Raw genomic sequence first — 20,491 nt, forward strand, 5'->3', positions numbered from 1 at the left:
TTATGGAGTTAAATATGAAAATTTTAATGGTTTACCCATCTCATTCTTGGTATATGAGAATATATAGAAAAATTAAAAAGATTCCAAATAGTTCTTTAGGAACAAAACATGGGATTGGATATATAATTAATTATGCTAAGTCCAATGATGAAATAGTAGATTTTTTAGAATTAGAATCTGTGAGTTGGAAAGAATTTAAAAGGATTGTAAAAAATTATGACATAGTAGGTTATAGTATTATCTCTATGAATTATAATATAGCTATGAAAGCGATCAAAATTAATAAAAAAGAAAATCCTAATGTAACTATCATTGTTGGGGGTGTCGATCCTTCAGTTTCTACTGAAAAATATGAAAACAGTCATTTAATCGATTATATAATTCGTGGAGAAGGTGAAATTTCTTTTTTAGAGATTATTAAGGCAAAAATTGAAGAATTAGGTGGAAATCAATTGGGGGATAATAGAACTGATAGATTTAAAAAAGTTATTGAAGGTAAAAAAATCGAGAATTTAGACAATTTAGATTTTGTAAATCGAGATATAGTTTCCCATAGTAAGTCTCCAAATCCATTATTACTTAAAGAACCTCATTTTTCAATATTAACAAGCCGTGCATGTTTATATAATTGTAAATTCTGTGCACCAGCATCCAAAAAAATGTTTGGTAAAAAAATAAGAACAAGATCTGCAGAAAATGTTGTTCAAGAATTAATTTATCTCAAAAATAAGTATGGTCTAAAAAGTGTAACTTTTGAAAGTGATAATTTTCTTCAAGATAGGGAATGGTTGATTAATTTCATTGATTGTTTAAAAAAATCAAAATTAAAGATTAATTTCAATATTCATGGTAGGAGTAATAATATTATTAAAAATCACGACTTAATTAAAGAACTTAAAATATTAGGTCTTATAGAAGTTTTTATAGGCATAGAATCTGGTTCAGATAAAATTTTAAGATATTTTAAGAAAGGAACAAGCGTTGATATGAATAAAAAAGCAGTAAATATATTAAAAAATAATAATATTAAAATACAAGCTTCTTTCATATCTGGTTTTCCTGTTGAAACAAAAGAAGATATCAAGTTAACTGAACAATTCATAAAAGAAAATTTATCTAATGAAATCTTTGGTTTTTCAACTTTTGTTCCTCTTCCAGGTAGTTTTTTCTATGAAGAATATAAAAAAAAGGGTTTACTTTTTGAAGACAGTGAATATTCAGATTTTAACCTTAAGAGACCAAGAATTATGGGTGTTAATTATTATTATTTATCTTGGATAAATTTTAAACTCTTTTTAAAATATTCTGACTCATATTTTTCCCAATTAAGCCATTTAATATTTTTTATTTATAATATCTTCCTAATCACGGGATTTTATATTAAATATTATATAAAAAATATTATTAAATAAAAAAATTGAAAAACTGAAAAACTGAAAAATTGAAAAATTAAATATATCACTATTTTTCTAATTTAAGGTAATATCAGAGTAGATTATGTCAATAATATATAAAACACCCAATGAAATAAAAAAAGACAAATATCAAGGAAGTAAAGATAATTCAAAAAGGGAACCAACAAAAAGAAAAGTTTTAGAATTGTTTGATAAATTACCTAGAGGAAAAGTTTTAGAAATTGGAGCAGGAGATGGTTTTCTAAGTAATACTCTGAATGGTATGGGATTTGATGTAATTGCTTCTGATATAAATACTGATTTATTCAAACCAAAAAATATAGATTTTTTAAAAATAGATGCTAATTTTACTTTTCCTTTTGAAGATAATAGCTTTGATTATGTTGTTTCTGTTGAAACTATTGAACATTTAGAATATCTCTGGAATTTGATCAATGAAAGTTATAGGGTATTAAGAGGGGAAGGGGGAGAAATTGATATTTACTACTCCTAATGTTGAAACAATACAAAATAGGATATTATACTTATTTTTAGGTAGGTTTAATCATTTTAACAATAGAAGTTTAAGTATTAATCATATTTCTCCACAATTCTCATGGATACTTAATTGAATGATAAAAGATAAATTTGAGATTGTAAAGGAAACCTATAATGCAGGAACATTAATACTTGTTAGTCCAGTTATTTCAAAAGTTAGAATTCCTATAAAAAATAAGCTTTTTGGTGAAATAAAGATAATCGAACTCAAAAAATTGGTTAAATATAAAATAAAAAATGAAAAAGAGTAAAAATATAATAAAAATATTCTAAATAATAAGATAACTATAAAATTTAAAGAATAATCTATTATCATAAAAAATACTTCCAGATATTAATTCGAATTTTGATTTTTTGGTAAAAGGAGAGGGAAGGGAGAAGGGAGTATCTACCTATAAATTAGATATTATTTTCTATATAACTTTTATTTATTGTTAAAAGTGCTGTATAATTTAAGTAATTAATTGTAAAGTAATTAAAATTATAGAACTTTATTTTAAGTATAATAAAAGAAAAATTATATTTAAACAGTGCTTACATGAGATTAAAAAAGTTAATTAAGTTTGTAACTTAGTTTGGAAAAGTTCAAAACTTAAATCTAAAGATGAGAAATTCGTAATTTTTCAGAATAATTGATGATAATAGCAAAAATTAGCTCGTAAAGAAACTAATAAGACTAATATTTTATTTTATTTTTTATTTATATATTAAATATTTTTTATTTATTAATTCATATATATTAAGTTTAAATTTATATTAATCATGTTATTCTTTATATTTTTTATATAGATAAGTTTATATTAAAAATATTAATAAAATAAAAAAGTAGAGAATATTCACTTTATATTTATAAATTATTTGTTAAAGAAAAGAGATGATTCTAGAAGTTGTAATATCTGCTGATAATAACTTTGCTATACAAATAGGAATTATAATAATCTCATTTTTTAGAAACAAAATCAATAATATTTCGATAAAATAAATTTATATATGCTAAACTCTAAAATTTACAAAAAATATGAAAAATTAGCTAAAAATGAAGTTTTATAAATATTATTATAAAAAATAAGATATATAAATAAAGAGATATGATTAATAGTTTTAATCTTGGGGGAAATATATCTAAATATAAGTCCAGAGAAAATACAACAGATAAGCTATAAAACTCAAATAAAATAGTAAAGTAGTAATGAATATTAGCTAAATCCAATACAAAATAATAAAAACCTCTTAATATTTCCCAATACTTAAAAATAATAATGAAAAACACATCGTTAAAAGAAGGTTATAACTAAAAAAATAATTATAATATGGTGTTAAATTAAAATAAATAGTAGGTTAGTATAACAAAAAAAATATAAATTGATAATATTCTAAATAAAAATATTTGAATTAAGATTCTTCAAGGTTGTTTATTAATTAGTTAATTAATGTTTTATATTTATTTTTAGAAGTTAATTAACTATTTATAAAAAATAAATTAAATAACCCTTAAAAGTATATACTTCTTTTATATTAATAACATTAGTGGAATGGAAATAGTTAATAACGAAGAAGTAATATAAAAATATTTATTATTTTTCCATATATTTTTCCATGTTATTTTCTCATGTTTTTCAGTTTTATATCCATAAAACTTAATAAAAAAATAACATAAGAAAATAGCAAAAATTATGATAAGTAACCTTAAATCTGGAAAATTCGATTTTTCTAAGTAAATTAAACCCCATATAATAATTAATAATGAAATATGAGTTAAAATAAGTTTATTATTATATTTCATAATACTCCTAAGTTTATTTCAAATATTTATTTATTTCTGCAGTAGTTAAATTTCGACGACCAGTTTCACTATCAATATAAGAGGCTCTATCAATATCATATTCCCAATTATTTTTATAAGGAACTTCAATGCAATCTATCTTATTAGTCTTTTTATTGAGTATATATATAGTTTTCATATCCCAAATAGTTCCATGATAACTATAATATTGCCAAGTATCATTAGAAGCCCACGTATTTTTATACCCTATTGTTGCAAAACCAAAACCAATACCAATACCAATAGTACCAATTGTTCCTGAAACTATTGAAGGGAGAAATTTAAGAGCTATTCCTCCTATAATATCAGTACCAATACCTAAACCAAATAAAATGTCTCTATTATTATCATTTAAAAATAAAATAATATCTGAATATTCACCAATAAAATCACCTACTAATCTTCCGATTCCATAATTAATTAAACCAGTCAATATATCATGGAAACAAAATGAATTATCATTAGTTATAGCTCCTTTAAATTCAAAATCATCTATTGTAGTTATGGATTTAGATAATCCAGAATCCATGTCAATAGTCAATTTATGCATATCATTATCTTCTAGAGTAATTATAATCATAGAACCATTCTTTATAACACTAAAAGTTTCATTATTAGCTATATAATTAACTATGATTTATGCTATTATAATTATTATTAGAGGCTTTAGGGCTAATTGATTTAAATATAATTTTAATAATAAAAATGTATAAAACAATACAAATCGGAATACTTATTAAAGCTAGAACTCCTCCTACTAAATCATATAGAAAAAGGTGAAAATATACCCACACAAAAAATCCAAATATCAGAAGAGAAATTGCTATTATAAATTTTAGACCTAATCTAGCCATTTTTCATCTCCATTAGTTAACAACAATTAATTATATTAAAACTTCTTTATCTGTTAATTATTTTATATTACACTTTCGTTATACCTTAACTTAACTCATAAAAAGTAATAATTAATAAATATAATTTAAAACTTCTTTTCCAAGCTTTGTTAGTTGATATAGTCTATTTTGTTTAATAATAAGCAATCTTTCACTTTAAATATTACTAATTATTCTACTTTTGTCATTTATAAAATTTTCTAAAAATTTGTTTTATATTGTTTTTTATTGAAATAATCTAATATTTGTTTTTCTTTTGTGTTAATTTGATATAGTTTTTGTCTTTTGTTTGAAGAATTAGGAGTTTAAGTAATATTTTTTCATTTAACTCTCTTAATAATGCACCAACATGATTAACTCTAATTTCAATTTCATCTGCTATATCTGAGCAAAAACTAATGAAAATACGATAAAGATAACGACATAAAAACTAAACAAAGCTGAATACAATAATTGGATGGATAGAAATGCTAGGTGAAATTATGTATTAAGAATAAAATTGTTGAAGCTACTTTTCTATTATCTATGGAATATGGATATGATAACGTTTCTATAAAACAAATTAAAGAAAAATCTGAAATCGCAGCTAGTTCTATTTATCATCATTACAAAAATAAGGACGCTATTTTATCCTATATGATACAAAGATACTTTGTAGAAAAAATCACAGAATTAAAAAATCTTTGTTATGAATTTGAAGGTTCATTTATTGAAAAATTAAGATTTATATATTATCGATCAATAGGTATTGATATTCAGAATAATGAAAAACCTATTAGAAAAATAAATGGTGAAACAATTGATTATAAAAAATACTATTTAATGCTTAATAGTATTTATCATCAACATCCAGAATATAGAGATTTATTTGATAATATGACTCATACTGTAATTAAAATTTTTAAAGAGTAAGTTGATGAATTTATATATAAAAAAGAATTAGATATTAACATTAGTCCAAATAAGATGGCTTTATTTCTTTTTACCAATATTAAAGGATTTATAAACTTATGGATGACTCTATCTGATAGTGATGTAGATGAGATTATAGATGCTAATCTTGAAGCTATAAAACAAACAATAAATTAACTCTTTAAATTTTATTTTCTTTTTATTAAGAATTTTTGATAATACTTTTATAGTTATAGCTATGAGTATTATGAAAAATTATATTTAATTGATTGTTTATGTGTTTATTCTAGCTATAAATTATTTTATTTTTTAAAATAAATAATTTAATCTTATTTTAATAATTAACTATAATCAAAATTAATTAGTAAATGATATAATAAAATAATTAATTAACATTTTTATTATAGTTAAAATATAATGAATGTAAAAATATAAAAATTATAATAAAAAAGTAAAATAAGGAATAGAAAATAAATTATTCCCTGAAAAAATAAAATTTTATTGTTTTCTGTAGATTAATCCTAAACTAGCTAAAAGCACTAAAATTATGATAATTATTGGCATTCCTGTTTCTTTCATAGTAGCATTAGCTACTGGATTATTACTTGTATTATTAGTATTATTATTAGGTTCAGGAGGCTCAGGCGGTACTGGCGGTACTGGTGGTATTGGTTCAGTAGCTAATATAGTAAAACCTTGAGTTTCATAATCTAACATAGTTGAAAAGTTTGAAACTTTAGAATCCAACTCAGTAGTTAAAGACTGGCTATTTCTACCATCAATAGTATCAATCAAAACACCATTTTTAAATATATCTACTTCAAAGTATGGGAAATATAAGCCTGCATTGGCGTTATTGTTTGTACCATTAAGTACAAAATAATAATTATAATGTAATATATCTCCAATTTCTAAAGTATTATTCAAAACACTAGTATTTAAAATCATAGTGAAATAATTACCTAGATCAAAATTGGTTACATTAATAGGATTATTAGAACCCCACCAATTATAATCAGCAGTAGAATTACCATAATTAGAAATAGTAAAATTCTGACTATCTTTATTATCAACTAATATAGAATGGCTTATATTCAATGTACCATTTGGACCTATGGTTATAGCTCCACCAATCTGCATAGCAGTATTATTCCTAAATATAGATCCTATAATAGAAAGTCTCCCTTGAGAAATTATAGCTCCTCCGAAATCAGCAGCACTATTATTAATGAATGTTGAATTTATAATACTCATATTCCCATAGTTAACAATTGCTCCACCATCATCAGCAATTCCATTTGAAAAAGTTGAATTATTGATATAGCTTCTTCCAATTGGATCATTGAAAATAGATCCTCCTTGAGGAGCATAGTTTTCATCGAACACACAATTGTCTGTATTGAGTATACCATTATTATAAATAGCCCCTCCATAAAGTCCTGCTTGATTACCAGTTAAAACACAATCAGTCATAGTGACTGTACCTAGATTATAAACAGCTCCTCCAAATGGATTAGGAGAATTTGCAAAACCATCTTTTAAAGTAACATTAATCAGAGTTAAAGTTCCAGTGCCTGTAACATTGAATATTCTGTATAAATTACTTCCATCAATTATAACAGTATTTGATGGGCCATTTCCTTTAATTGTAACTGATTTATTAATAACTATCTGAGTATTGTTATTTCCAGAATAGACACCCGGATCAAGAATTATTGTGTCAATTGGATCATTTGTTATTGCCCCATTAATTCCTCCAGCAGTAGAATTATTAATTGTAGTCTCAGCTGCTGAAACTGAAGTCAAACAAAAACAAAAAGCAAATAAAACTATCAAGAATATGCTTAATTTTTTAAATATCACTCTTTTTCACCCCCTATTACAATAGATTAAACAGATATATGTTGTTACTAATATAATAAACTTTCTATAATAAAAAACAGCTTATATAAAATACACATATGTGTAAAAATATTTTAACGAATAATAAATAATATTATACTTTTTCAAAGTATTGACAAATGTTATTTTAAATAAAAATCTAAATAGATTTTATTTAAAAAATTAAGACTAAAAATACATGAAACCATGCATTATATCTTAAAATTGTAAAAATTGATACATAAATCTATAATAATATATAAATATTATAAAAAAGGAAATTAAAATAGAAATTATTCATTTTAAGAATAAAAAATAAAGCGGACTTGGAATGATTTGAGCCCTCAATCTCAAGATTAGGTAATCTTATGAGATTGTATAACTATTTTTTAATCTATTTGTTTTTATCTTCATCGAGCTTATTATAATTTTGAATAATACCTCGTTAATATATAATATTATCAATTGATTCTATATGTATATAAGGCTATATGAGATAATGAGAGTATGTTTTTTAGTTTTATTTAGTCAGTTGATTTTTTGAATCTATTTTTTAAAATTTTTTTCGTTATTTTATTATAAAATATAAAAAATATTTAAATATTTAGGCTTACCTAAATTTTATATATTATAATATTTATATTATATTCATAGAAAAATTTTTGTCAAAATTATTTTATTAGCAGTCATTTATTCTAATTAATGATTAATCCTAATTAATGATTAACCGTCTGATTAATGAGTAATTGTTAAAATATTAAATAACAATAATGATTATCATGAAAAACAATCCATTAAAACTAAAGATTGATAAAGAATATAATAAAAAATCAATGCATATTTTTAATGAAAATTCTTTTAAAACAGTTTATTCCTTTGATTTTAAGTCTGGAAATGGGAAAATGGTAAGTTATGCCGTTTTTCCAGGCATTTACCTAGTACATAATGAAATTCATGGATTTGAAATAAATGAATTTAAAAGAATAGACTCAGATCAGGAAATTACTATTAATCATTGTAAAAAAGGAAGATTTGAATGTAAATTTAAAGGAAAATACCATTATCTAGAAGAAGGAGATTTGGTTGTAGCTACAAAAACTGCAGAAAAAAGCTATTCAACATTTCCTTTAGGTTATTATGAAGGAATAGAAATATATATTAATAAAAAATCTGCTAAACCTTTTTTAAAAAATGTATTTGGATATTCATTTGATTTAAATGAGTTATATAAGAAAATATCCGAAAATAATGACTTTCTTTTAATTAAATCTACAGAAGAGATTGATCATATTTTTAATGAGATGTATTATGTGGATGAAAAAATTCAGAAAATGTATTTTAAATTAAAGGTATTAGAACTTTTTTTATTTCTAAAAATAACTCCTTTAAACAATACAATTGAAAATAGGCCAAAATTTTCAAAAAAACAAGTGGAAACTATTAAATCTATAAAAAAAGAATTGATAAAAAACATTCATAATCCTATAACTCTCGAATATTTATCAAAAAAGTATAATATTAGTATTACTTCATTGAAAACTTCTTTTAAAGCTATTTATGGCAAACCAGTGTATGCTTGGAGAAAAGAGTATCGCTTACAAATAGCTAAAGAATTATTAAATAAAGAAGATTATAAAATTAGTGAGATAGCTAATAAGGTAGGTTATAAAAATCCTAGTAAATTTTCTGCTGCATTTAAAGAATATTATAAACTCACTCCAAGTCAATATAGATCACGAAAAAAATAAATTTATTTACTTATTTTGTCTATTTGGATTGTTTTGTCTTTTTAGTTCGATTATATTTATATATTTCTTGTGTTAATATAATTTAATTGTAAATAAAATAACCAGTTAAATCCAATTAAATATAATATTAAATATCTATATATTGACTAAAATTATCTATTTATTAGATAATTTTAATGGTTTTTTTATTTTAATTTTAGTTTTAATAAATTTCTTTAAAGTCATTTAAAATATATTTGTTTTTTTAAATTGTTTTAAAAATAGGAATGGCTTTTTGGATTATTATAAATTTAGGCATGCCTAAATTTACTAAAATAATAATTATTAAAATAATAATATAAGGGGAAAAAATGAAGTTATATGAAAAAAAAGACAATAAATTTTTAAGTTTATTAAGCTTTTCAGGAAAATATAAATATTTAACTGTCATCGGATGTATTTTAGCTGGTATTAGTGCTGTTTTAGGATTAATACCATTTATTTATATTTGGAAAATGATTGAAGAGATAATATTAGTAATGCCAAATTATTCAAATGCTGTAAATTTAGCTCACTATGGATGGATGGCATTATTTTACGGAATATTATCTATAGGAATCTATTTTGTAGCATTAATGTGTACACATTTATCTGCATTTAGAAATGAAAGAAATATGAAAATTATAACTATGAATCACTTACTAAAATTACCATTAGGATTTTTTTCAAATAAAAGTAGTGGAAGTTTACGTAAAATTATTGATTATAGTTCTGCAACAACAGAAGGGTTTTTAGCTCATTCATTACCAGATTTAATTAGCGCATTGGTAACTCCTATCGCTTTTTTAGTATTATTATTTAGTTATAATTGGTTTTTCGGAGTATTATCTTTAATTCCAATGTTAATAGCATTATTAATACTTATACCTATGATGAGGGGAAGTAATAAAGAAATGCTAATAAACTATCAACAATCTTTAGAAGATATGAATTCCGAAGCAGTGGAATATGTAAGAGGAATACCTGTTACAAAAACTTTCCAACAAAGTATTTTTTCCTTTAAAAACTTCCACAAAACAATTAAAGACTATAGTAAATTTGTAACCAACTATTCAATTTCATGTCAAGTCCTATATACTTGCTTTACTGTTTCAATAAATGGATTTTTTGCATTATTAATACCTGCAGGAATATTATTAATGGGTTCTACATTTAATCCTTCTTTATTTTTAGATTTAATATTTTACATTATTTTAACTCCAATAGCATCTTTAATAATGAATAAAATCATGTTTTCAAGTCAAAATTGGATGATTGCAAAACAATCTCTACTAAAAATAGAAAAAATATTAGATACAAAACCATTAGAAGAAAGTAAAAATCCTCAGCATACTACAAATCATCAAATAAAGTTTAATAATGTTTCATTTAAATATCCTGGAAATATAAAGGAAACTTTAAAAAATATCAATTTTGAGATTAAAGAAAATGAAACTATAGCTTTAGTTGGTCCTTCAGGAGGAGGAAAAACTACTTTAGCTACATTGATTCCAAGATTTTGGGATGTAGACAGTGGAGAAATATTAATCGGAGATGTAAATGTAAAAAATATTAAAGAAAAAGAATTAATGAAAAATATTTCATTTATTTTTCAAAAAACTCAATTGTTTAAAGACAGTATATTAAACAATGTTTTAATTGCTAAAAAAGATGCTAAAAAATCAGAAGTATTAGAAGCATTAAGTGCTGCACAATGTGATGATATTATAAAAAAATTACCTGATGGAATAGATACAGTTATTGGAAAATCAGGAGTTCATTTATCTGGAGGGGAACAACAAAGAATAGCTTTAGCTCGTGTCATATTAAAAGATGCTCCAATAATTATTTTAGATGAAGCTACAGCATTTGCAGATCCTGAAAATGAATACAAAATACAAAAAGCTTTTAAAAAAATTACAGAAGGAAAAACCGTGTTGATTATAGCTCATCGGTTATCTACAATTAAAAATGTAGATAAAGTACATGTAATACAATCTGGTGAGATTATAGAATCAGGAACACATAATGAGCTAATTGAAGCAGATGGTTTTTATAAGAATATGTGGGATAACTATAATGAATCTGTACAGTGGAAAGTGAAAAATTTCCAATCTCCAATAAAATTAAAAAATGAAAAAGAGGGAGTGTAATAATGATAGATGAATATCTAGCTAAAAAATTTGCATTAAGTAAACAAGGATCTAATAACTTAAAGAAAGGAATAATATATACAACTCTTTTAGATTTTAGTTTAATGTTACCTGTTATACTATTTGTTTTGTTTTTATCTCAATATATACCAGATCCAAGTATTATTTCTGTTGAATTAGATTTAATAGGATTTATAATCTTAATAATAATAGTTTTAGGAATAATTTATATATTAAAATCAAAACAATACCATTTCATCTATAATGCCACTTATGAAGAAAGCGAAGTTAGACGAATAACACTTGCAGAAAAGCTAAGAAAACTTCCAATGTCATTTTTTGAAAAAAAGAATTTATCTGATTTGACAACAACTATTATGGGAGATTGTACTGACTTAGAACATGCATTTTCTCATGCAGTTCCTGAATTAGCTGGTTCTGTAATTTCATTAGTTATTATATCTATTGGAATATTATTATTCAACTTTCCTTTATCTATTGCATTATTATGGGTTATTCCAGTATCATTCTTAATAGTTATTGTTTCAAAATCAATACAGGAAAAAAATAGTGAAAAAATAATAAAAAAACGTAGAACCGGTACTGATGGAATCCAAGAATCTATTGAAACAATAAAAGAATTAAAGGCATATAATTATGAAGATGATTATTTAAAAGGGCTAAATAGGAAAATCAAAAATATTGAGTCCTCTCTTATTAGAAGTGAATTAGTAACAGGTACTAGTGTAATATCTGGTCAAATGGTACTTAAATTAGGTATTGTGTCTGTGATGATTGTGGGATCTACTCTATTAGTAAGTGGTCAAATTAGTCTATTAATGTTTATATTATATTTAATAGCTGCAGCATTTATATATCTACCAATTCAAGGTGCTTTAGAATTTTTAGCTGAAATATTTATGGCAGGAGTTAAAATTAAGAGAATGAAAAAAATAGAAAGTCAAGCAGTCCAAGATGGATCTATAGAATACTCAAATAAGGGATATGATATCACTTTCAAAGATGTTAGTTTTAATTATAAAGAAGATAAAGATATCTTAAAAAATATTAACTTCAATGCAAAACAAGGAGAAGTAACAGCATTAATAGGTCCATCAGGAGGAGGAAAAAGTACAATATCCAAATTAGCAGCACGATTTTGGGATGCTAATGAAGGAAAAATAACATTAGGTGGTGTTGATCTAAAAACAATTGATCCAGAAGCACTACTCAAAAATTATGCAATTGTATTCCAAGATGTAGTTCTATTCAATAATACAGTAAAAGAAAATATAAGAATAGGATCTCATGGAGCAAGTGATGAAGAAGTATATGAGGTAGCAAAACTAGCAAGATGTGATAAATTTGTAAAAAACCTTCCCAATGGATATGATACATTAATTGGAGAGAATGGATCATTATTATCAGGAGGAGAAAGACAAAGAATATCAATAGCTAGAGCACTACTTAAAAATGCGCCAATAATCTTATTAGATGAGGCAACAGCATCTTTAGATGTAGAAAATGAATCTGAAATTCAAAAAGCATTGTCTATATTGATTAAAAATAAAACTGTTATTGTAATTGCACATAGAATGCGTACAATAGCAAATGCTGACAAAATTGTAGTTTTAAAAGAAGGAAAAATAGTTGAAAAAGGTTCTCCTCAAGAATTAAATCAAATAGATGGTTTATATAAGAAAATGGTTGATATTCAAAATAAAACAGGAAAATGGAGATTATAACTAAGTATTATAATTAGATATTATAATCAGTATTAATTAGATTTATAATTATGTATTATAATTAGATATTGTAATTAAGTATTATAATTTTTATATTTCCTAATTTTTATATTTTCTTTAATATTTGAAGTCTTAAATATAAAAAATAAAGACATTCAATAAATAATAAATAAAAATATCCAATAAGTAAAATCTAAATTAAAAATTCATAACCCAAAATATAGTCTAAGAATTATACATAAAAAAAATAATTAAAAAAATATGTGATTATTTCACATAATTTACATTATTCAGATCATTCCTTTCTGGATATTGAATATCTGAAGATACTTTACCAATCACAACAGCCCCAATTGGTTTATATCCTTCTGGTAGTTCGAATTTTTTAAGTAATTCTTCATTTTCTGGAGATTGTAATGGAAATACTGGTGTTAACATATAACAAGTTCCTAATCCCAATTCGGTACTTGCCAATATGATATTTTCAGCTGCAAGTGCAGTATCCAATGCTCCAAAAGGATTTTCATCAGGTGCTGAAAATAAAACAAAAGTATTAGCTCCATAAAAAGCATTATAATCAGGGTTTTCAGCTTGAGCTATTCTAGCTTCATCTCCAGAGGCTTTTAAAGCTTCTTTAACTGCATCGTTTAATTTATTTAGAATCTCTTTGTTTTGAACTACAGTAATTTGGAATTTACCAGCTACTGGTGCAATTTTACCAGTCCCAATAATCTTTTCAATATCATTTTCATCAATTTTTTCATCTCGAAAACTTCTTACACTTCTTCTTTTATTTATAACTTCAAATGTATTCATAATAACACAACCTTAATCATTAAAGAAAAAAATTATTTATCTTCTATAATGACTTATTATTATAATATTATCAGTTAGATGTATATACTTTAAGGTCATTCAATTATACAAACTACAGATAAATAACACAATCCATCAAAAAAGAAGTTGCTCTCTAATTTAAAAAACCTAAAAATAGTATGAACACATTTTAATAAAAAAATATTTTATATAAAAAAAATTAATAGGAAAAAATTAATAGGAAAAAACTAATAGGAAAAAATTATAAATATAAAAATTCATATTCATTTTTGTGGAAATGCAACGTCTGGTCGTTTAGAAATAAATGATTCATCAATATCATTATATAATTCTATTACAATTTTTATTGGTATTCCCATAGATAAATAGTCTGATGGAAACCAGGTATTGCCAGTTGGGTCAACAGGTCCTAAAAAAGAAGTATTTTCAGGTGTTTTTTCAGCCATTCCTGTGGGATATGTAATAAAACTAGCACATGATGGTCCAAAAGGCATACTAATTCCATTAAAAGTATTCTCATTTTTGAAATATATTAAGTTGCTTAAATTTCGTATTTGCTCGGCATCACCAAAAATAAGAATTGATCTAAGGTTTATATCATCAATATCATATTCCACATCTTCACATCTTTGAATTATAAGATTTTTTTCAATTTGTTTTATTTCTCCAATAGATTCCAAAAATTTTTCAACATCATCTGGGCTTGCTTTAAGATATTCAGCATCTCCACCTCTAAAATTTTCTTTACCAGTAGAAACAAAATATTTAATAAATTTAGCTGGCTTTCCAAATCCAAAATATGTGATTGATCCAGGACAACATCCCTTAAGTGATTTATTATTTATATATAAAGGATTTATATTATCATTATCAGAAGTTAGAAAAATCGCTTTTGCAACACAGCGATCCAATGAACACATAGGTACTGCATTTTCAGGAAGATTTTCCGATTCATATATAGCTAAAGGAAATTTATCTAATTTTAAAAGTGTTTTAAATTTCTTACCAATTTCATTAACTTCACTCATGTTTATCACCCTTATATTAATATTAGAGAATATAATTAAAATAATTTAATGTATACAATTAAAAATAGATAAAATAAAAAATAATTTAAAAAGTTTTATATATTATTGCCAAGCAAAATATTATTACTATACTAATATTGAATGGTTTTGATTATTTATGAAAAGTGCGGGTAAATTGTTAATAATATGTTTTTTTGTGTTGGTAGCTTTTTTTAGTTTAAGTGCTGCTTCAGCTGCTACATATACATTGCATGACGAAAATGATGACTATTATTACTCTAATAATGCTGAAAACTATGAGGTTGAGTTTGATTCTAAATCTGGAAGTATCTGGACAGAAAATTACAAACAAGTTTCATCTATTAAAATTAGTGATAATAAAGGTAAATCAAAAACTTTAAAAAATAAAATTGATTTTAAAAATTACAAGAGTAAAAATGGTTATTCAATGTATAAGACTTTTTATGCTTCAAATTTAGGTTTATCACAGATTAAAAAAGTCACAGTAAATTTTTTAAAACAACCAGATCTTAAAATAACTAAAGTTAAACGCAAAAATAATAATTACTATATAACTATTAAAAATACTGGAGATGCAACAGCTAAAGGCAATTATTTAGGCATATATTCAAAAGGAAAACACATTAAGAAAACATATGTTCCTGCATTAAAACCTGGGAAATATAAAACTGTTAAAGTACCTATCAGTTCATACTATACAAAATACAATAAGATATTCAATGTTGATTATAAAAATAAAATCAATGAACTAAAAAAGTCTAATAACAAAAAAACAGTAAAAGGAATTAAGATAGTTAAAAAAACAACACCAAAAAAGAATAGTGGAGGGCAAGTAATAATAACAAGGACTGGAACAAAATACCATGCATATAAACATGGAAACATGAAATATATAAGTTATGTATCATTATCTTATGCTAGACAATATTATGGTCCATGCAAAATATGTTACTAATTATTAAACTTTAATTTTTTTATTTTTTATCTTTTATAAATAAACTTAATTCTTATTTTAAACTTCTATTTTTACCACTTAGCTAAGGATATATACAACTTATCAAATCCTCCAAAAAGATTATTTTTGTAGTAAATACATATAGATAGATATTCAATGATAAAATAAAGGAGGAATAGTTTGAAAGTTGAAATAAAATTATCTAATGAAATAAAAGAGCCTTATGCAGTAATTTTCACAGATAAAATAACTGATGAGATTCAAAAAGCTATTGAAACACTTGAAACTCAATCAAGTTCATTAATAATTTTAAAAAATAAGGATAAAATATTCATAAAATCTATTGAAGAAATATTCATGGTTCAATCAGCGAATAACCAAGTCATTGTTTATGATGAAAATGAAAAGTATGCTTCAAATAAACGATTATATGAATTAGAAAAGATATTAGGTGAAAATTTTTTTCGGATCTCTAAATCAACGATAATTAACATAAAAGAAATTGATAATGTAATTCCATTATTTAAGGGAGTTATGCATGTTAAAATGAAAAATGGATTAGAATCAAACATTTCAAGAAAATATTTACCTAAATTTAAGAAATATATTGGTTTATAATTAGGAGGAATTTTTATGAAAGAATATATTAAGCTAACTGTCCAAGGAATGGCAATAGGATCATTAATATTAATAATTTTAAGTATATTTGGGATTTATTTTGGAGGAAAAGAGTTTCAAGAATTATTAATAAATAACTTCATAATCTATTCAATCGCAGCTATGGTTGTAGGCATTGGATTCTCTTTACCTTCAATAGTTTATGAAAACAACGAATTATCTTTGTTAAAACAATTTTTAATACAAATATCTATTGGAATGAGTATTTTAATAATCACATCTTTATTTGTAGGATGGATTCCAATAAATTATGGATTAGGAATTATTATATGGGTATTAATCGCTCTTATATTTGTTATTCTAATATGGGCAGGCTTCTACTTATATAATAGAAAAGAAGCATCAGATATAAATAAACAGATAAAAAAAATCCAAAACAAGAATTGATATATCAATAACAACTATAATAGATACTAAAATAATAAACAATAATAAAATTACAATAAACAATATTAATAAAACAATTAAAATAATATAAAAAACAGTAATATAAAAAAAATTATTATTACTATTATTACTAGTATTATTAGTATTATTATTAGTATTATTATTAGTATTATTACTTTTATTATTACTATTATTACTAGTATTATTAGTATTATTACTTTTATTATTTATTATTAATAATATACAAAATATGTAGATTAAAGTTAATATTTATTAATTTATTACTTTCTTTCTTCTACAAACTTAGGAACAGCACTTTTAAATGGATCAAACCATTCACGATCTTTTACTTCAACACATTTCATACTAACCTTTGAATGAAGAGAAGTGGGCAACCTTAAAATTCTTTTTAGATCTATTGAAACCTTTGCATCAATAGTAGCTAAATTAACCCTTGCCATTCCAGTAACCATATTTTTATATCTTCTTGGACCTATTTTACTTCTAAAAATACCCCACTGATCATCATCCAAAAGATCCCTATTTTTAATAATATCCTTTAATAAATTCTTGTTTATATCATCAATTTCCTCATTTCCTTTTAAGTGCTGGATATTATATTTTATTCTTTTTGTAAAAACCTTGGGATAAGCTATTGGAATAGAAAAATGTTCAAAATTATAGCTACTTCCACTACCTTCAGATATATTACCATACTTTAATTTTGGAACTTCTGCTCCAGCTACATATTTTAGAATTTCAGACCTAAGTTCACTATCTGAATCCATTATTTCATCATCTAATATTCTTATATGGTATCCTCGACCAGAATAGATGAGATGAATCTTTTTTATTCCAAGATCTCCTTCTAAAGTATCTATCATATTATTTACTATTTCAAGAGCTTCAGAAAGGCAGATTTCGCAAACACCATCACAATCACAGGACCTTATAGGAAGATCTTTTGCATCAACATCAAAAACATATTCTGATTTAAGCCAATCTCCTCTTCTTCGAGGATTATTATAAAAAGCTACGGATATATAAGCTGCAAAAGGAGTTTTATATCTAAGAAATCTTCTAAGAGAATCCTTACCTTTAAAAACTTTATATCTATCATTAGGGCCATGTCCTAAATGATCAAACCCAAATTCCCTCATTCTAAGTTCATCTGTAATAAATTTAGGCAAATCCTTTTCAGACCATTCCTCCCTATAATATCTTCTTCGCTCTTCTAAAGTAGCTGTTTTAAAAATAATATCACCATAAATATGCCATAAATATGTATAAGAATTTTTTGAACTTATACCTAAAATCAATTTATCCTATTTTCATATCATAATTATTATTATCATTAATTATTATTATCATTATTACAAATATTACTACAAGTATTATTACAACTATTATTATTACAATTATCATTAATTATTATTATCATTATTACAAATATTACTACAAGTATTATTACAACTATTATTATTACAATTATTATTAGTATTATATTAGTTATAGCATAGTATTAGTATCAATATTAATTATTGATTATTATTATTTTTACTATCTCCATTACTATTATTGTTACTATTAATACTATTAGCCGATTTTCCTTCTTTTTCCATCAACCATTTAGCTCTTGAATAATAAGAAAGAGGATTTCCTATTTTTGCACATAATTTGTCAGGCCTACATAATTGAGGTAAGTGCATTTTAATCTTTTCACAACTCATAGGAGTATACCATGTTGTTTCACCTTCATGATCAAGTTCAGGATTTTCATACATTCCAAAACCAAGTTTTGAAGTTATATTTATCTTTTCTTGTGGTTGATCATCAAAAAGTGGAGGAGAACAATTATCAGCAGCTTCATAAATAAGTGGTAAAATTTCATTTAAAGTAATGGTAAGATTGGGATCAATATCAGAAACTTTAACATCTACACCTTCATTTCTAAAAATAGCAGGATAAAGACGAGCATAAGAAACAAATGAGGTTAAAAGTAGAACAATCGCATCATTTCTACCTCCTGATGATACACCTTCAACTGTAGTTGCTATACATGGAGGAAAAGCTTCTTTTATTAATTTTCCAATTTTCATGGACCCTTCCGATCCACCAACTCCATAAAATCCACTATATTTACTTGTAAGCTCAGAAATAGATTGTGCAATCTTTTCTGAAAGCTCGGATATAGCTGGATGAACCTCTATTTTAGATGACATCTCTCTTATTTTTTGAAGATAATTTTCAGTATTCTGCATAATCATTTTAGTTAAAATTAACTCTTTAATACTATCTCCAATTATAATTTCATACATTCTATCAGGAGCCCTATCTTTAAATTTATCTCCAAAACGATTGATGAAATCCTCTTTATCTAAAATTATATTTCCTTCATCTAAAACAAGATCAGTCAGAGAAATCTTTTTACTAGCTACTAATTCTTTCAAAAATTTCCAGTTAATGTTTTCTTGAAAGATCAATTGATTCAAGATCCTATTTACAATTTCTTTTCTTTCCTGTTCAGGTAATTTAACTAATCTTTCTTCAATGATTTTTCCTTGGGATTCTACAAAAAATCTTGCTTCACGAGAGTTTGGATTGAGTTTAGTAGCTATTGCTTGGGAAATTAAATGAAAAGAAATAACATCAGCTTCAGTAATTTCTTCATTGAATAAATAGCTGTAATCATCATTATTAAAATCTTTATTATTTTTTCTTTCAATATACCATTGAATACGCTTAATAGCTAAATCTCCATAGCTTTCAGGTATGAGTGAATCATCATCGATATTTTGACGTTTATCATGAGTAACAATATATATTAATTCATCATTAGAAGAGAATACGCTTTCAAGATCTCCTTTTTCCTTTACTATCTCTTGACCTTCTTCTGAAAGAGGATTTATAAATGACAATAACACCATATTATTTATTTTATCTTTATCATTAAAAAATTATTTGTTTAATTATTTATTTAATATTATTTAGTTATTATTTGATTATTACTTAATTATTACTTAATTATTATTTAATTATTATTTAATTATCTAATTATTTATTTAATTTAAAATTGCATAATTAATTAGTGTTATTTAAAAATTGATATTTAAACTTAAAAATACTTAAACCTAAAAAGTTGATAATAATAAAATTTATTTATAATATTTATAATATAAAAGTGCTATTTATCTCTTATTTACTCTTTAATCTATTTAAATACCTAAATAAGATAGTAAGAAAAATAAAAAAAATAATTAAAAATAATTAAAAATAAAATATAATTTTATATATTACAATATAACAAGTACTTATTTTTTAGTTCCGAGTTCCACATTTTCAGCAATAATATGAATATATTCACTATTTTTTCTATTAAATTTAAGTCTTAAATCAGTGCAAGACAGAGTATTATCTCTCAAACTATTTTCTACTTTTTACTGTAAAATATTTCACTATTA

The 20,491-nt window shown here is 23.8% G+C and carries 18 protein-coding genes; 12 read left to right on the plus strand and 6 right to left on the minus strand.

Annotated features, from left to right (window positions below; all coding sequences use genetic code 11):
- Positions 1 to 14 precede the first annotated feature (14 nt).
- The 4 genes from MBBAR_RS04270 to MBBAR_RS10220 all read left to right on the plus strand — a co-directional run bounded on the left by MBBAR_RS04270 (position 15) and on the right by MBBAR_RS10220 (position 2,203).
- The gene (locus tag MBBAR_RS04270; RefSeq protein ID WP_158082525.1) at positions 15 to 1,412 is read left to right on the plus strand and encodes a B12-binding domain-containing radical SAM protein; all 1,398 of its coding nucleotides are present in this window, start codon (positions 15 to 17) and stop codon (positions 1,410 to 1,412) included.
- Positions 1,413 to 1,497: 85 nt separating this feature from the next.
- A complete protein-coding gene (locus tag MBBAR_RS04275) occupies positions 1,498 to 1,908 on the plus strand; it encodes a class I SAM-dependent methyltransferase (RefSeq protein ID WP_080460028.1) in 411 nt (136 codons plus the stop codon).
- On the plus strand, positions 1,889 to 2,026 hold the full coding sequence (locus MBBAR_RS10215) for a hypothetical protein (RefSeq protein ID WP_158082526.1): 138 nt from the start codon (positions 1,889 to 1,891) through the stop codon (positions 2,024 to 2,026). Before MBBAR_RS04275 ends, MBBAR_RS10215 begins: the two co-directional genes overlap by 20 nt.
- A complete protein-coding gene (locus MBBAR_RS10220; RefSeq protein WP_158082527.1) occupies positions 2,027 to 2,203 on the plus strand; it encodes a hypothetical protein in 177 nt (58 codons plus the stop codon).
- Positions 2,204 to 3,748: 1,545 nt separating this feature from the next.
- Here MBBAR_RS10220 and MBBAR_RS04285 read toward each other — a convergent pair.
- The gene (locus tag MBBAR_RS04285) at positions 3,749 to 4,354 is read right to left on the minus strand and encodes a hypothetical protein (protein ID WP_080460030.1); all 606 of its coding nucleotides are present in this window, start codon (positions 4,352 to 4,354) and stop codon (positions 3,749 to 3,751) included.
- A gap of 787 nt (positions 4,355 to 5,141) precedes the next feature.
- Here MBBAR_RS04285 and MBBAR_RS04295 point away from each other — a divergent pair.
- Positions 5,142 to 5,579, plus strand: coding sequence for a TetR/AcrR family transcriptional regulator (locus MBBAR_RS04295; RefSeq protein WP_080460032.1), 438 nt, complete (start codon positions 5,142 to 5,144; stop codon positions 5,577 to 5,579).
- Between the two features lie 54 nt (positions 5,580 to 5,633).
- Entirely contained in the window at positions 5,634 to 5,756 is a 123-nt protein-coding gene (locus MBBAR_RS10615; RefSeq protein ID WP_263641345.1) for a hypothetical protein, read from the plus strand.
- A 321-nt stretch (positions 5,757 to 6,077) separates the two neighbouring features.
- Here MBBAR_RS10615 and MBBAR_RS04300 read toward each other — a convergent pair whose 3' ends face one another.
- On the minus strand, positions 6,078 to 7,442 hold the full coding sequence (locus MBBAR_RS04300) for a hypothetical protein (protein ID WP_080460033.1): 1,365 nt from the start codon (positions 7,440 to 7,442) through the stop codon (positions 6,078 to 6,080).
- A gap of 797 nt (positions 7,443 to 8,239) precedes the next feature.
- On the opposite strand from MBBAR_RS04300, the gene MBBAR_RS04305 reads away from it, so the two are divergent.
- The 3 genes from MBBAR_RS04305 (at position 8,240) to MBBAR_RS04315 (ending at position 13,124) form a co-directional block, all read left to right on the plus strand.
- Positions 8,240 to 9,208 carry a helix-turn-helix domain-containing protein gene (locus tag MBBAR_RS04305; RefSeq protein WP_158082528.1) on the plus strand — a complete coding sequence of 323 codons (969 nt, stop codon included), beginning with the start codon at positions 8,240 to 8,242 and terminating at the stop codon, positions 9,206 to 9,208.
- A 350-nt stretch (positions 9,209 to 9,558) separates the two neighbouring features.
- Entirely contained in the window at positions 9,559 to 11,379 is a 1,821-nt protein-coding gene (locus MBBAR_RS04310) for an ABC transporter ATP-binding protein (protein WP_080460035.1), read from the plus strand.
- A gap of 2 nt (positions 11,380 to 11,381) precedes the next feature.
- The gene (locus MBBAR_RS04315; protein WP_080460036.1) at positions 11,382 to 13,124 is read left to right on the plus strand and encodes an ABC transporter ATP-binding protein; all 1,743 of its coding nucleotides are present in this window, start codon (positions 11,382 to 11,384) and stop codon (positions 13,122 to 13,124) included.
- Positions 13,125 to 13,391: 267 nt separating this feature from the next.
- Here MBBAR_RS04315 and MBBAR_RS04320 read toward each other — a convergent pair whose 3' ends face one another.
- Both MBBAR_RS04320 and MBBAR_RS04325 read right to left on the minus strand, forming a co-directional pair.
- Complete coding sequence (locus tag MBBAR_RS04320; protein ID WP_080460037.1) at positions 13,392 to 13,940, minus strand: nitroreductase family protein; 549 nt, start codon at positions 13,938 to 13,940, stop codon at positions 13,392 to 13,394.
- 284 nt (positions 13,941 to 14,224) lie between these two features.
- Complete coding sequence (locus MBBAR_RS04325) at positions 14,225 to 14,989, minus strand: DUF169 domain-containing protein (protein WP_080460038.1); 765 nt, start codon at positions 14,987 to 14,989, stop codon at positions 14,225 to 14,227.
- Positions 14,990 to 15,164: 175 nt separating this feature from the next.
- Between MBBAR_RS04325 and MBBAR_RS04330 the strand changes: the two genes are divergently transcribed.
- The 3 genes from MBBAR_RS04330 (at position 15,165) to MBBAR_RS04340 (ending at position 17,030) form a co-directional block, all read left to right on the plus strand.
- The gene (locus tag MBBAR_RS04330) at positions 15,165 to 15,965 is read left to right on the plus strand and encodes a CARDB domain-containing protein (RefSeq protein ID WP_158082529.1); all 801 of its coding nucleotides are present in this window, start codon (positions 15,165 to 15,167) and stop codon (positions 15,963 to 15,965) included.
- A 180-nt stretch (positions 15,966 to 16,145) separates the two neighbouring features.
- A complete protein-coding gene (locus MBBAR_RS04335; RefSeq protein ID WP_080460040.1) occupies positions 16,146 to 16,583 on the plus strand; it encodes a LytTR family DNA-binding domain-containing protein in 438 nt (145 codons plus the stop codon).
- Between the two features lie 15 nt (positions 16,584 to 16,598).
- Complete coding sequence (locus tag MBBAR_RS04340; protein ID WP_080460041.1) at positions 16,599 to 17,030, plus strand: DUF3021 domain-containing protein; 432 nt, start codon at positions 16,599 to 16,601, stop codon at positions 17,028 to 17,030.
- 281 nt (positions 17,031 to 17,311) lie between these two features.
- Here MBBAR_RS04340 and priS read toward each other — a convergent pair whose 3' ends face one another.
- On the minus strand, positions 17,312 to 18,286 hold the full coding sequence (priS, locus tag MBBAR_RS04350; RefSeq protein WP_080460247.1) for a DNA primase catalytic subunit PriS: 975 nt from the start codon (positions 18,284 to 18,286) through the stop codon (positions 17,312 to 17,314).
- 282 nt (positions 18,287 to 18,568) lie between these two features.
- Positions 18,569 to 19,957, minus strand: coding sequence for a DNA primase (locus MBBAR_RS04355; RefSeq protein ID WP_080460042.1), 1,389 nt, complete (start codon positions 19,955 to 19,957; stop codon positions 18,569 to 18,571).
- Positions 19,958 to 20,491 lie beyond the last annotated feature (534 nt).

This window comes from Methanobrevibacter arboriphilus JCM 13429 = DSM 1125 (genome assembly GCF_002072215.1).
GTDB classification, from domain to species: Archaea; Methanobacteriota; Methanobacteria; order Methanobacteriales; family Methanobacteriaceae; genus Methanobinarius; species Methanobinarius arboriphilicus.